14 protein-coding genes are annotated in these 13,826 nt (G+C 70.1%); 2 read left to right on the top strand and 12 right to left on the bottom strand.

Annotated elements, in window-relative coordinates; all coding sequences use genetic code 11:
- Positions 1-133: 133 nt before the first annotated feature.
- The 8 genes from ACIBJF_RS13300 to ACIBJF_RS13265 form a co-directional block, all read right to left on the bottom strand.
- A complete protein-coding gene (locus ACIBJF_RS13300; RefSeq protein ID WP_399173814.1) occupies positions 134-943 on the bottom strand; it encodes a DUF1295 domain-containing protein in 810 nt (269 codons plus the stop codon).
- Complete coding sequence (locus tag ACIBJF_RS13295; protein ID WP_399173813.1) at positions 940-2,256, bottom strand: class I SAM-dependent methyltransferase; 1,317 nt, start codon at positions 2,254-2,256, stop codon at positions 940-942. The genes ACIBJF_RS13300 and ACIBJF_RS13295 overlap by 4 nt, the downstream gene beginning before the upstream one ends.
- Positions 2,253-3,539: a class I SAM-dependent methyltransferase gene (locus ACIBJF_RS13290; RefSeq protein ID WP_399173812.1), complete on the bottom strand. Its 1,287-nt coding sequence runs from the start codon at positions 3,537-3,539 to the stop codon at positions 2,253-2,255. The genes ACIBJF_RS13295 and ACIBJF_RS13290 overlap by 4 nt, the downstream gene beginning before the upstream one ends.
- Entirely contained in the window at positions 3,536-4,297 is a 762-nt protein-coding gene (locus tag ACIBJF_RS13285; protein WP_399173811.1) for a DUF1365 domain-containing protein, read from the bottom strand. The genes ACIBJF_RS13290 and ACIBJF_RS13285 overlap by 4 nt, the downstream gene beginning before the upstream one ends.
- Positions 4,294-5,550, bottom strand: coding sequence for an NAD(P)/FAD-dependent oxidoreductase (locus ACIBJF_RS13280; RefSeq protein ID WP_399173821.1), 1,257 nt, complete (start codon positions 5,548-5,550; stop codon positions 4,294-4,296). The genes ACIBJF_RS13285 and ACIBJF_RS13280 overlap by 4 nt, the downstream gene beginning before the upstream one ends.
- Before the next feature lie 198 nt (positions 5,551-5,748).
- Positions 5,749-6,411, bottom strand: a complete 663-nt coding sequence (locus ACIBJF_RS13275) for a fasciclin domain-containing protein (protein WP_399173810.1) — start codon at positions 6,409-6,411, stop codon at positions 5,749-5,751.
- A 100-nt stretch (positions 6,412-6,511) separates the two neighbouring features.
- A complete protein-coding gene (locus ACIBJF_RS13270) occupies positions 6,512-8,137 on the bottom strand; it encodes a molybdopterin-dependent oxidoreductase (RefSeq protein ID WP_399173809.1) in 1,626 nt (541 codons plus the stop codon).
- A 224-nt stretch (positions 8,138-8,361) separates the two neighbouring features.
- A complete protein-coding gene (locus ACIBJF_RS13265) occupies positions 8,362-8,619 on the bottom strand; it encodes a chaplin (RefSeq protein WP_399173820.1) in 258 nt (85 codons plus the stop codon).
- A gap of 289 nt (positions 8,620-8,908) precedes the next feature.
- On the opposite strand from ACIBJF_RS13265, the gene ACIBJF_RS13260 reads away from it, so the two are divergent.
- Entirely contained in the window at positions 8,909-9,760 is an 852-nt protein-coding gene (locus ACIBJF_RS13260) for a dienelactone hydrolase family protein (RefSeq protein WP_399173808.1), read from the top strand.
- A 233-nt stretch (positions 9,761-9,993) separates the two neighbouring features.
- On the top strand, positions 9,994-10,308 hold the full coding sequence (locus tag ACIBJF_RS13255) for a hypothetical protein (protein WP_399173807.1): 315 nt from the start codon (positions 9,994-9,996) through the stop codon (positions 10,306-10,308).
- Positions 10,309-10,427: 119 nt separating this feature from the next.
- Here the strand turns inward: ACIBJF_RS13255 and ACIBJF_RS13250 are convergent, their stop codons facing one another.
- The 4 genes from ACIBJF_RS13250 to ACIBJF_RS13235 form a co-directional block, all read right to left on the bottom strand.
- A complete protein-coding gene (locus ACIBJF_RS13250; protein WP_399173806.1) occupies positions 10,428-10,691 on the bottom strand; it encodes a hypothetical protein in 264 nt (87 codons plus the stop codon).
- Between the two features lie 47 nt (positions 10,692-10,738).
- The gene (locus ACIBJF_RS13245; protein ID WP_399173805.1) at positions 10,739-10,966 is read right to left on the bottom strand and encodes a hypothetical protein; all 228 of its coding nucleotides are present in this window, start codon (positions 10,964-10,966) and stop codon (positions 10,739-10,741) included.
- Positions 10,967-11,030: 64 nt separating this feature from the next.
- Positions 11,031-11,699 carry a response regulator gene (locus ACIBJF_RS13240; RefSeq protein ID WP_399173804.1) on the bottom strand — a complete coding sequence of 223 codons (669 nt, stop codon included), beginning with the start codon at positions 11,697-11,699 and terminating at the stop codon, positions 11,031-11,033.
- Positions 11,696-13,738, bottom strand: a complete 2,043-nt coding sequence (locus ACIBJF_RS13235; RefSeq protein ID WP_399173803.1) for an ATP-binding protein — start codon at positions 13,736-13,738, stop codon at positions 11,696-11,698. The genes ACIBJF_RS13240 and ACIBJF_RS13235 overlap by 4 nt, the downstream gene beginning before the upstream one ends.
- Between the last annotated feature and the right edge of the window lie 88 nt (positions 13,739-13,826).

The following is a 13,826-nucleotide window of genomic DNA, read 5'->3' as shown; positions in this document are numbered from 1 at the left end:
GCCGCGGGGGGGGGGGGCCCCGCGGGGGGGGTCCACCCCCCCGCCCCCCCCCCGGCCGCCCCCGCCCCCCCCCCCCCGCCCCCCGGGGGGGGGGGGGCCCCCCCCCCCGGGCCCGCCCCCCCCCCCCACACTGCTATCGATTTCCGCGGGGTGGGCGCGGGAAGAAGGCGCTCGTGCGTGCCACGTACGCGTCCCAGCCGGGTCGTCCGGCCATGTGCCGTTCCAGCAGCCGTTTCCCGCTTCCGTTGATCAGCAGCACGCTCATCACCAGGGGCGAGACGACGGACACGGCCGCTGCCTGCCAACTGCCGTCGCAGGCGACGAGGAACAGCCCCCACCAAACGCAGAAATCCCCGAAGTAGTTGGGGTGCCGGGTCAGCCGCCACAGTCCCCGGTCCATGATCCGGCCCCGGTTGGCCGGGTCCGCCTTGAAACGAGCCAGCTGGGCGTCGCCGACGGCCTCGAAGAACAGCCCGATAGTCCACACGGCGGTGCCGACCCAGGCCAGCGCGGACAGCGGCCGGGGCGCGTACTGGGCAGCCTGCACCGGCAGGGACACCAGCCACACCAGGGCCCCTTGCAGCAGATAGATCATCCGCAGGGCGTACAGGTCCCGGTTTCCCCGCGCGCGGGCCAGCATCGCCTCGTACCGCGGATCCTCGCCGTGGCCACGGCCCCGGCGCGCGATGTGGACCGCGAGTCGCAACCCCCACACGACGGTCAGGACCGTGACCAGCACGCGCCGGGCCGGATCGCCCTGGCCCCCAGAGAGGCTGAAGGTCACCACGGCCACGGCGGCAAAAGCCAGCCCCCAGGCAACGTCAACGATGCGGTGCATGTCTAGGTTGAGGGCGATGGCGAAGGCGCCGAGCATGATCGCCAGGGCCGTTGCAGCCGCCCATCCGAGGTTGGCAGCGAACGGACCCCAGTCGAACGCGTTCACCGGTCCTCCATGTGCCGGTACCAGTCGGCTGCCTCGGCTCCTGTCAGGCCGCTGTCACCGGTGGCCGCCGGGCGTACGGCGAGGAACTGGTCCACGCCCATCCGCCGCTCCTCAAAAGCCAGGGCCCCACCGACCAGGTACAGCCTCCACACGCGGGCCGTCTCCTCGCCGACCAGGCCCACGAAGTCGTTCCAGCGTTCCTCCAGCGTGCGGTGCCAGGCGGTGATGGTGCGCACGTAGTGCTCGCGCAGCGACTCCACCGAGCGGACCTCCAGCCCGGCGGCTTCCAGCAGCCCGACGGTCTCCCCCATCGGCCGCATGTGCATGTCCGGGGCGATGTACGCCTCGATGAACGCACCACCGCCGGGCGCGGTCGCACCGCGGGACATCTGCTGGACCAGCACGCGCCCCTGGGGGCGGACCAGCCGGTGAAGGGCTGCGGCGAAGGCGGGGTACTCGTCGTCCCCGACGTGCTCGCCCATCTCGACGGTGGCGACCGCGTCGTAGGCGGAGCCGGTGATGTCCCGGTAGTCCTGGCACACCACCTCAACCAGGTCCCCCAACCCCCGCTCGCGCACCTGCTCCCGCACGTATGCGGCCTGTTCACGGGCCAGGGTGACGGCGGTGACCTGCGCCTTGTGCTCCTGCGCGGCATACAAGGTCAGTGAGCCCCAGCCGCAGCCGATGTCCAGGAGGCGGGCGCCGGGGACCAGGCCGAGCTTGCGGCAGATCAGCTCCAGCTTGGCTCGCTGCGCATCGGCCGGGCTTACCTCAGGGTCGGCACCGGTCCAGTAGCCGCAGGAGTACGCCATGGTCTCGTCGAGGAGCAGGCGGTAGAAGTCGTTGGACAGGTCGTAGTGGTGGCTGATCGCGGCCCGGTCGCGGGCCTTGCTGTGCAGGCCGCCGCGCAGCCGGACCTGCGAGACGGGTGCGGGCAGGCGCGGGCCGACGGCTCCGATCCGTACCGCCTCAGCCACCGCGCGCGCCCAATCGCCCGGCGAGAGCCTCGGGGCGTGCAGCCCCCGCTCTCGGACTGCGGCCCACATGGTGCGCAGGCCCTCGGCCAGGTCGCCCTCCACGTCGAGTTCCCCGGTGACGTAGGCCTGGGCGAGGCCGAGTTCGCCGGGCTGCCACAGCAGGCGGCGTAGTGCGCGCCGGGAGCGGACGACGATCACGGGGGCGTTCGCGGGGCCGGTCTCGCTGCCGTCCCAGGTGCGCAGCCGCACCGGCAGCGGGCCGCCGAGCGCGTCCTCGGCAAGGGCGGCGAGCCGGTGCGCAGCGCCGGAACGGGCGGGGGTGCGGGTGGTCGTCATCGCGCCGGGTTCTCCTTGGTGAACAGGTACTGCTGGACGTCGAGGTATCCGGAGCGGAATCCGGCCTCGGAGTAGGCCAGGTAGAAGGTCCACAGACGTCGGAAGGTCGCATCGAAGCCGAGGGCAGCGACCTCGTCGGCCTGGCCGGTGAACCGCTCCCGCCACAGCCGCAGCGTTTCGGCGTAATGCGCGCCGAAGCCGTCCCGGACGGCCACCGCCAGAGTCGTGTGGTCGCGGACGGCTTGCTCGATGGCCGTCGTGGAGGGGATCAGGCCCCCGGGGAAGATGTACTTCTGGATCCACGTATAAGTGTCCCGGGCGGCCAGCATCCGCTCGTGCGGCATGGTGATGGCCTGCAGCGCCACCAGGCCGCCCGGCGCCAGGCGCTCGTCCAGGGTGCGGAAGTACACGGGCCAGAACTCGACGCCGACGGCCTCGATCATCTCCACGCTGACCACCGCGTCGTAGGTGCCGCGGGCTTCGCGGTAGTCGCACAGTTCGATGGCTACGCGGTCGGCGTACCCGGCCTCGCGTACGCGCTCCAGCGCCAGTTCACGCTGCTCCTTGGACAGGGTGAGTGAGGTGACGTGCGCGCCGCGGGCGGCGGCCCGCAGGGCGAGTTCGCCCCAGCCCGTGCCGATCTCCAGCAAGCGGGTGCCCTCGCCGACACCGGCCAGGTCGAGCAGGCGGTCGATCTTGCGGTGCTGGGCGGCGGCCAGCAGCGACCAGTCGGCGGGGAAGCCGCGGAAGACGGCCGAGGAGTAGGTGAGGGTCTCGTCGAGGAACAGCGCGAACAGGTCGTTGGACAGGTCGTAGTGGCGGCTGATGTTGGTGCGCGACCCGTCAGGCGTGTTGCGCTGCGCGTCGGGCTGTCGCTGCGCCCACGCACCGCGCAGCCGCTGCAGCCGGGGCGGAATCAGGTTGGCCGCGTGGGCGGCGAGCACGGTGAGCGCGCCGACCAGATCGGGGGCGTCCCACTCGCCGGCCATGTACGACTCACCGAACCCGATGAGCCCGCGGGTGCCGATACGGGCGTGGAACGCCTTCGGGTCGCGCACCTCTATCAGTGGTCCGCCCGGACCGAGGGTGGCGCCGTCGGCGAACCGGACGCGCAGGGGCAGTCGCCGCAGGGCGCGCCCCACGACGGCCCCGGTGACGGCCCGCACCGGCCAGGACGCCCTGGGCACGGCGGCCACATCGGGCCAGCGCTCGGCGTCGACGGGCAGGGTTCGGGGGCCGCCGGCACGGTGGCGGGCGGCGGGACGGGGTTCGACTGTGGTCATGAAGCACTCTCCGGGGCGCGGCGGCCCGGGCGCGGCTGCACCGGCAGGCCCCGCAGAAATAGGCGGATACCGTGGAAGCGGATGGCCGCCGACACCATCAGGGTCGACCAGGGATGGCGCAGGGCCAGACGCAGCAATGCGGTCGCGGTCACATCGCGGCGCTCGCCGTGGACCGATGCGGTGAAGGGCGGGCTGTCGGGCCGCTGCAGCGTCACGGACAGTCGCAGGCGCTGACCGGGCGGCGGGAGCCGCATTTCGTAGCGGCCGTCCACCGGGTTGAACGGCGACACGTAGAAGTCCTTGGCAACCGTGGCGGTGCCGACTGCGTCGGTGTGCAGCAGGTAGGCGTGGCGCTCGCCGTAGGTGTTGTGGACCTCGGCCACCACACAGCGCAGGCCGCCGTCGGGGCCGTGACACCAGTACAGAGTCAGTGGGTTGAAGACGTACCCGAGGGACCGGGCATGTGCGAGCATCAGCACCTGGCCGCCGTGCAGGTCGATACCGTGCTCGTCCAGGAAGCCGTCGAGCGCAGCCCGGATCGACGGAGAACGCCGGGTGAAGTGGTCGCGGGCACTGAAGCGAGCGAGCGGCGTCAGTGGACGCGGCAGTACGGGCAGGTGGTCGAGGTCGACCAGCCACAGGTAGGTGCGGTGCCGCAGCGCGTACCGCTGGGGTGCCCGGCGCACATGGGTGATCGTGCACGTGTAGAGAGTCGGCGGCTCCGGCCGGGCCGGCCGCAGGGCGGACAGGGCGGTCACCACCGCACCCCCAGGGCGGCGGCGGCCTCGACACCCGAACGGCAGCCGTCCTCATGGAACCCCCAGCCGTGGTAAGCGCCCGCGAACGCGGTGACGAACGTGTTCAGTTCCGGCAGCCGCCGCTGAGCGGCAACGGACTCAGGCGTGTACACCGGATGTTCGTAGGTCATGCGAGCCAGCACCCGGGCGGGGTCGACGCGGTCCTGGCCGCCGAGGGTGACGACGTACGTCTGCAGGGTGTCGAGGCGTTGCAGCCGGTTCATGTCGTAGCTCACCCGCACCCGGTCGGCACGGGCCCGGCAGTCGGGCATCAGGTAGTTCCAGGAGGCGCGGGCCCCGCTCGCCCGCGGCAGCAGGGAGGTGTCGGTGTGCAGCAGGGTGGCGTTGCGGGAGTAGCGGAAGGCGCCGAGGACCTCCTTCTCCTCCGGGGTCGCGTCGGCGAGCAGCCGCAGCGCCTGGTCGGGATGTGTGGCGAGGACGACGTGGTCGTAGGAGGCGGTGGTCCCGTCGCCGGCGGTCACGTCCGCGCCGTCCGTGTGCCGGAGCACGGACCGTACAGGGGTGGCGGCGCGCACGTCGTGCAACCCGGCCGCGATCCGGTCGACGTACGTTTTCGAGCCGCCCGTGACGGTCCGCCACACCGGTGACCCGCTCACCGAGAGCATGCCGTGGTGGGCGAGGAACCGGAACAGATAGGCCGCCGGATATCGCAGTGCCGTCTCCGCGTCGCAGGACCACACGGCGGACACCACCGGCGTCATGAAGTGGGCCCGGAAGTAGGGCGCGAACCCTGTCTCATCGAGGAACTCGCCGAGCGTGCGCGTGTCGTCGGCGCCCGTTGCGAGGAGGCGCCGGGCGGCCCGGTGGAAGCGCGGCACCTCGGCCAGCATGCGCAGGTACGGCCCGCGCAGGGTGTTGCGCGGCTGGGCGAGCAGTCCGCGAAGGCCACGGGCGCCGGCGTACTCCAGACCGCAACCCTCGCACCGGACCGACATGCTCATCTCCGACTCCTGCGTGGCCACGTCAAGTTCGCAGAAGAGGCGCAGGAGGTTCGGGTAGGTGCGGCGGTTGTGCACGATGAAACCGGAGTCGACGCGGTGCGTGAGCCCGTCGGACGCGGTCAGGTCGTGGGTGTGGGCGTGGCCGCCCAGCCGGTCGTCGGCCTCGTACAGGGTCACGTCATGGGATTTGCTCAAGATGTATGCGGCGGTCAGTCCCGCGACTCCGCTGCCGATGACGGCCGTACGGCGCATGGCCCCACGATCTTTGCCCAGTTCCGGTTCTTCCCCGGCCTGTATCGCACCGGACGGCTTCTGCATGACTGTTCTCTCCTTCCCCGAATGTGTGATCAACGCGGCCGTGGGCCGGTCCGCGACTGAGCAGACGCGGACCGGCCCACGGGACAGCGGCCGCACGACCCCGCAACGGGGGCCGGCGGGCGCTGCGGGATGTCACATCTTGGGCATCAGGACGGCGTCGATGATGTAGACGTTGGCGTTGGCGGTCTTGACGTTGCCGCAGACGACCTTGGCGGAGTCGTTGACCGTGTAGGACTCGCCCGAGCCGGAGGTCGTCACCTTCGACTTCTCCAGCGTGTCGAAGGAGCCGTTCTCCAGGTCCTTGGGCGTGAGCTTCTGGCCGACGACGTGGTAGGTGAGGATCTTCGTCAGCATCGCCTTGTCGTTGAGGACCTTGTCCAGGGTGGCCTTCGGGATCTTCTTGAAGGCGTCGTTGGTCGGTGCGAACACGGTGATGTTCTGGGCGTTGTTGAGGGTGTCGACCAGTCCGGCCTTCTTCACCGCGCTCACCAGGGTGGACAGGGCCGGGTTGTTGGAGGCGGCGGTGGCCACCGGGTCCTTGGCCATGCCGTCGAAGGAGCCGGCACCGTTCTTCGGCACGGAGGCACAGGCGGGGCCGAAGGGCTGGTCCATGCTGTTCATGTCGCCGCTGGGGCTGGCCATGTCGTCGCTGCTCTTGGTGGCCGGGGCCGAGGCCTTGTTGGAGGAGTCGGACTTGCCCGAGTCACTGCTGCCGCTTGAGCAGGCGGTCAGGGCGAGGGGGAGCACGGCAGCGGCGGCGAAGAGGCCTGCGGTACGGCGGATACGGGTGTTCATCATGTTCTCCTGTTGAACGGTGCAGCATTGAGCTGCGTATCGGGGTTGTGGGCAGAGTGGTTCGGGGGAGGGCACGGGGCCCTTGGAGTGGGGCCGGCGGTCACTCGACGGTGACGACCACCGAGTGCCAGCCGCTGGCGCCGTCGGGAATGGTGCGGGTCCGTTGGTCCGTCTGCACCTGGCCGGTGCGGTCGGTGGCGCGGACGGTGAGGGTGTGGCCGCCTTTGGTGGCCTGCCAGGGGAGCGACCACTGGCGCCAGGTGTCGCGGGTGTCCTCGGCCGCCAGGTGGGCTTCGTGCCAGGGGCCGTCGTCGATACGGACTTCGACCTTGTCGATGCCGCGGTGCTGGGCCCAGGCGACCCCGGCGACCATCACCGTGCCGGCCTTGGGCCGTGCGAACGGTTTGGGGGTGTCGATCCGCGACTCGGTCTTGATCGGTGCTTTGCGGGCCCAGCCGCGCTTGACCCAGTACGGGTCGTAGGAATCGAAGGTGGTGAGCTCGATGTCCTCGATCCACTTGCAGGCAGAGACGAATCCGTACAGGCCGGGGACGACCATCCGGACCGGGAAGCCGTGGTCGAAAGGAAGCGGCTCGCCGTTCATGCCGAGGGCGAGTATCGCGTCACGGCCGTCCATGACGTCCTCGACCGGGCTGCCGATCGTCATGCCATCCACGGACCGGGACACCATCTGATCCGCTCGGCCGCCTCGGGACGGAGGCTTCACCCCGCATTCGGCGAGCAGATCGGCCAGCCGGACGCCGATCCAGCGGGCATTGCCCACATAGGGGCCGCCGACCTCGTTGGAGACGCAGGTCAGGGTGATGTCCCGCTCGATCAGCTCCCGGCCCAGCAGGTCGTCGAAGGAGTAGCTGGCCGGACGGCGTACGCCCTTGCCGTGGATGCGCAGCCGCCAGGCGGTGGCGTCCACCTTGGGCACCACCAGCGCGGTGTCCACCCGGTAGAAGTCCTTGTTCGGGGTCACGAAGGGACTGATGCCGTCGATGCGCAGTCCGGCCCTCTTCGGTACCGGTTGCGCCGGCGACCCGGGATTGGGCAGCACGACCTTGTTACGTGAGGCGATGGCGTCCTTGCCGTGCGAGGCGTTCAGGGACCGTCCGACCGCGCCAACCGCGGCGGAGGCCGCTGCGGCGGATGCGGCCGCGAGGACGAATCCCCGCCGGTCCCAGCCTGCGGAGGCAGCACTTGCCGCTTCCTCGCTCACGGCGTCTGGCTCCCCGGCCGTCGATCGGGCAGGCGCGGTGAGGCGGCCCACCAGGACGTACAGAAGCAGAGCCCCTGCAACGGCTCCTACGACGGAGGGCAGCGCGTCGGTGAGGCTGGTGGAGTCGGGCCGACTGAGGGCGGCCGCCGCCCCGATGACCCCGAAGAGAAGGACCCCGGCGGCTCCGACCCGCCTAAACCGCACCGTCAGCGCACCCAGCACCAGGGCCAGCACGGCCAGCACGGCCAGGATGCCGAGCTGCAGCACGAGCTTGTCGTTGGTGCCGAAGTGGCGGATCGCCCAGTCCTTGACCGGAGCGGGCGTCGCGTCGATGGACGCGCCGCCCACCGCGATGACCGGACTGGACTGCGGGCGCAACCCCGCCGCGACCAGTTCGGCCACCGCCAGCGCGGCGAACCCGGCCAGTGCCCCGCTCAGCGCACCCAGCGCCAGGAGCGACCAACCCGGTCGTACTCGCTGATCCTTCTCTTCGTCCCTCACGCAGGGAATCCGGTTCTGCCCGCCGGGCGGATTGGTCCCAGACCTGATCAGGTGAAAAGAGATCTCGGACCAATCCACCCCTCATTCCGTAACGGATTACGCAGTTGAGTTCCGGACATCGCCGTCCCCGCTGCACCGGGGAACAGGTGCAACAGCCTGTCGGAGGGTGCCTGAGCAGGGGCTCAGGCGCCCTCGGAGAGGTCTGCCGTGGTGGCGTCGATGCGTCACATGCCGGTGTTGACGCAGGCGTTGCCGAAGGTCGGGTTCAGCAAGCCGATCACGTCGACGGTGTTGCCGCAGGCGTTGACCGGGATGTCGACCGGGACCTGAACCACGTTGCCGGACAGAACACCGGGCGAGCCGATCGCAGCCCCCTGCGCGCCGCTGTCGGCCGACGCAGCCGCCGCGCCACCGAGCACCACCGCGCCCGCAGCCGCTACCAGACCCGCACCCCGCATCACCCGAGACCGCAGAAGAGTCATGTTCACGTGCCTTTCCTCCTCGTTGCGGCGGCATTCGCCGCCGGCCGGCCGCGTGCCGCGACCAGGCAGCCGTAATCCGCTGCCGCCCTGCGCGCGGACTGCTCAAAACGGCCTGGATCACCCGATCGCGCTACACAGCGGCTATGGCGCGGCCGTCCAGCCCGAGAGTCGCTGCCTGCAAGCCCCCTGATACCGCCAGCCGCATCCGTGTCCGCTGTCACGCGCCTGTCGAGGACATCCGCACACGGGGCCGAACAGCCGGGCCGCGCTCAGGGGCGATCACGCATCTGTGCGGCGGTCGTCCGGCCGCGGCATCGGGTTGCCGCCGCACCCGTGTCCCGACAGATGCCGACGCGCACCAAGCCTTTTCCGCGACAGCTGCGGATTCTCTGCGCGAGATGTCACTGCGACAGTGGTTCCCCGGGAGGAAGGCATCGTGTCGGTTGTGCGAGAACAGGGCGGCAATTCGGCAACGTCGGCGTTGTGGTTGCGGCACTGCCCGCAGCAGCCGCGTGCGGCAATCATTACCCTGCACGGAGGACGAGCGGAGGGCTACCAGACGTCCCAGCCCTGGCACCTGGCGGCACTGAGGATGCGCCCCATACTCCGCGCAGCGGCCTCCGCCATGCCCCTCGACGAGCTCGTTCTGTCCCACGTGCGCTACCGGCACCGCGGCTGGAACCAGGATGACCCCCTGAACGACACCTACCGCGCACTCGGCGCGCTGCAGCAGATCACCGGGCCGGTGCCGACCATCCTCATCGGGCACTCCATGGGAGGCAGGGCAGCCCTCCGGGCAGCCTCTCACCCACAGGTCGACGGAGTCCTCGCACTCGCACCCTGGCTGCCGCCAAACGAACCCGCCACGCAGCTGAGCGGCAAGCGGACCGTCGTGGTACACGGTGAACGCGACCGGATCACCAGCCCCCACGACTCCGCCGACTACATCAAACGGGCCCGCACGGCCGGAGCCCGCGCCGGCATCATCCTCATCCGCAACGGCGACCATGCCATGCTCCGCAGCTCCCGCCTCTGGCACCGCACCGTCACCACTCTGGTCACCGACCTCCTGCGCCCGGACGAGCAGCCCTCCGGCCTGGCCGCCGCCAGCTACGCAGCAACCGCCCCTCTCATGCTGTAGCCGCCACAAACGCATCTACGACCCGGGCGACATGGGAGCGATGGTCTTCGCCGTCCTGGCCGCCGCCGCGCCGATCGAGCGCAACTACATCCGCTAGAAGACCCTCGAGGGCCAGCACGCCGCCGCCAAGGGCAACCAAGTCGGACGGCCGAAGGCCATCGACGACGACACGCTCCTCTTCGCCCGCGCGCTCAAGGACCGAGGCGTCCCCGTCCCCGAGATCGCGAAGAAGCTTGACCATCAAGACGGGCAAGAACGCGGGCCATCACCCCTCGGTCGCGTCGGTCTACCGCGCGCTCGCCGAAGCGGAGAGGCCGAGGCACCGGCACGGCCGGAGATCATCGCCCCGCGCCGGCCCCCACGGGGTGGACCTCACCAGCCCCGGCAGCGGCACCGAGCCCGAGCTGCTGGAACGCCTCACCCGGCAGGTCCTCGGTCCCAGCGCAGGTGACGTGGTGGACACGCTCGTTGAACAGACCGAGGACGGGACAGACGACGTCGTGGCGGCGCTGCTGGCGCAGGCCCGCGGCGGAAGGGAAGGCGAGTGATCCCCGCCCCTGACCGGATGAAAAGGCGGCGCGGCACAGCTCGGCGCGCTTCCCGGACAGGTCAACCCCTTGGGGGCGTACGGCGCCGAGGAGCGCGATCCTGGAGACATGGACGTCTGTCAGAGCTTTGAGGTGGGCCGCGAGCCGGTAGGCAGCGCGTCAGGGTCACCATCTTGCTGGTCGACGACCCCAGCGGAGACCAGGCCGGCCGCCTGCTGTGCCCGTTCCTGGGCGGCCAGGTCGCGGGCCTCGGCGATCTCCTCGCTTCCTTCGAAGACGCCCGAGACGGATATGAGGGTGCCGTCCAGCGCCCGCTGGCCCTCGCCCTCTCCAGCCAGGTCCATCCAGCCGACCTCACCTCCGAAGCGCTCAACGATACCCACCCGCTTACCTCCAAATCGTTACCGCACGCATCGTCTCGGACTTCGGCTCATGTGTGACCTTCCTGTGCACGCTCGGCAAGTTCGGCTTCGAGGTCGCCGATGCGGGTCTCCGCGTGTCTGAGGTTTGCGCGGCAGCCTTCGAGTCGTTCCTGCAGAGCCCGGTGCTCTTGTGTCACCTGGCGGATGCGGCGCTTCAGGGTGGCGTTCTCGGTGACCACGGCCTGGACCGATTCACCATTGACGGTGGTCGATTCCGTGTCGCGGAGCTGGCCCATGAGCACCCCGATGTGGGTGCGTTGGGCCCGGATCCGGCCAGCTCTGTCATGCTCCATTGACCGTTCAGCTGAGCAGGCCAAGTTTGTGCGCCCGTGCCACGGCTGCGGCGCGGTCGGAGACGTTGAGTTTCCCGTACACGTGCTGTAGGTGCGACTTGACGGTGGTCACACCCACGAAGAGCCGGTCGGCGATCTCAGGTGCGGAAAACCCTTCTGCCGTGAGTGCCAGGACTTCGGCCTCACGAGGGGTCAGCACTGGCTCACTCGCGTGTTGGCGGCGGCGGATCTCGGCGGCCAGACCCGTCTGCATCGACGACGGGATGACCGTGTGTCCGCGGGCGACGGAGAGGATCGCCTCGCAGAGCTCCGAGGCGGGTGAGACCTTCGGCAGGTACGCCCGGGCACCGGCTTCAATGGCCCGGTAGACGGTGCTGCTATCGTCGAAGGCGGACACGATCACGAAGTGCGTCAGCACCGCTTCTCGCGCCGCGGTGCTCAGCACGTCGATGCCGTCCATGTCCGGGAGTTTCAGGTCGACTACGGCGACAGCCGGACGCAGCGAGCGCACCATCGCCAGAGCACCTGAACCGTCCGCGGCCTGGCCGACGACGCTGAGGCCGCCGTAAGCCTCCATTGCCCGGGCGAGACCTTCCCGGTAGATGGGGTGGTCGTCGGCGACAATGACGGTCACCTGCTCGGCCGGGTGCCCTTCGTCGGTGTGCTCGCCGTTCACATCGCCTCTCTTGTCAGGATCGACCCGATGATACGCAGGAAGTCGGGGATGTCGAAGGGTTTGGTGACGTACCCGGCGGCACCCGCGCGCATCAGCCGCTGCTGCTGCGCCGGGATGGCGTCGGCCGACAGGACCACAACCGGAATCCGGCAGGTGCGCGGGTCTGACCGCAGTCTGGCGAGCACGTCCTCCCCGTCGATGTCGGGTAGGTGCAGGTCGAGAAGGATCAGGTCCGGAAGGTGCGCGGAGGCGAGCTGCACGCCGAGTTCCCCCTGGACGGCGTGGATCAGCCGCGGCCTGCCGACCCGCTCCAGGATCCTGCGGATCAGCTCCAGGTTGGCCTGGTTGTCCTCCACATAGAGGATCTGGGCGGTGTTTAGGTCCAGCTCCGGGCCGGGCCGGTCGGCGGGTGGCCCGGCCTGCACGGCCCCGCCGGCGTCCGGGCGCGGTTGCGAGGTTGTCGGCAGCTCGACGTAGAAGACGCTGCCCCGGCCCTTCACTGTTCGCTCGACGCCCAGCGTGCCGCCCATCAGGCCGATCATGCTGCGGGCCAGGGCGAGCCCTAGACCGGTGCCTTCTTCGGGCTGGTCGGGGTTGGGGGCGAGCCGCTCGAAGGGGAGGAAGATCCGCTCGATGTCGCCCGGATCCATGCCCAGCCCGGTGTCCATGATGCGGATCCGGGCGCGGTCCGCGGAGGTGGCGACGGACACGGTCACCAGGCCGCCGGGACGGTTGTACTTCACCGCGTTCATGAGCAGGTTGAGCAGGACCTGCTTGAGGCGCTGGTAGTCGGCCAGGACGAAGGTGAAGAGTCCGCCGTGGAAGTCCCGGGCGAGCTCCACCTGGCGTTCGGCGGCCAGGGGTCGGACCAGTTCCATCGCCTCGTTGACCGGGTCGCAGATGTGCACCGTCGCGATGGCGAAGCGCTGCTTTCCCGCCTCGATGCTGGAGATTTCCAGGATCTCGTTGATCACGGCCAGGAGATGTCGTCCCGCGCTCATGATCCGGTCGACGGAATCGCCGGCCGGTGGCGCGAGGGACTCCAATTGCAGCAGCTGGCCGAAGCCTAGGATCGAATTCAGTGGCGTCCGCAGTTCGTGGCTCATTCGCGACAGGAAGTCGCTCTTGGCCCGGTTTGCGCGCTCGGCCTCGTCGCGGGCCTCGCGGACGGCGGCCTCGGCGCGATTCCGCTCGCTGATGTCGGTGGAGATCCCGCCGACGCCGTACAACGATCCGTCCGCGTCGAAAATGGGGAATTTGAGGGACAGCCACATGCCCCAGCCGTCATGCGCGCTGGGAATCGGCTCCTCGAACTCCATGGGGTTTCCCGAATTCTGGACGACGCGGTCGTCCGAACGGTAGATCGATGCGATGGGAGAGGGCCAGAGATCGAAGTCGGTTTTGCCGATCGCTGATTCGCGCCTGATTCCGAGTACCCGCTCGTAATGCCTGTTGATGAACACGTACCGCCCGTCGAGCCGCTTCAGGTACATCAGCGCAGTGACGTTGTCGGCCATTTCCTGGAGGCGTTTCTCGCTTTCCCGCAGGGCGCGTTCGGCGGCCTGCGCGTGCGCCTGGCCGTGTGCGTGCACGGCCAGCAGAGCCGTCCGCCAAGACCCGGCCAGGACGGCGGTGCCCGCTTCCGTGCCGGGCCGCGGGCTGCCGGGCAGGGTGGTCACCGCGATGGTGACCGCAACCGGGTCCTGGCCCGCCCGGTGGCACTGCGCGGGGACGGACTCCGGCTCCTCGCAGTAGCGGGCGGTCGCCGCGCGGATCGCGTCCAGCGCGCTCTGGTCGGGGACCAGCACCTCGAGCGAGGCACCGGCCAGATCGTCCCGGTCGCGGCCGACCAGAGCGCGCAGCGCGCGGTTCGCGTCCCGGATGACCAGTTCGCCCGCCGGGCCCGCGTCGACCCGCGCCATCGCGGCCGGCAGGTGCTCGAAAAGCACCGCGTCCGAGGGAGCGCCGGCGGCGTGGCCGGAGCGGGCGACCGGCTCTCCGATCGCCCCCGGCGAGGGCGGAAGGTGAATTTCCCGCACGGTGCCTCATCTCGCGTCATCGCCTTGCCCGCGAGGAATCCCGGGGCATCCGGATGCCGGTGCCCGAGCCGGCAAGGACCGTCCCACT

It is taken from the genome of Streptomyces sp. NPDC050743, from assembly GCF_044456925.1.
Classification (GTDB): Bacteria; Actinomycetota; Actinomycetes; order Streptomycetales; family Streptomycetaceae; genus Streptomyces.
This window is presented reverse-complemented; position numbering and strand designations above follow the sequence as displayed.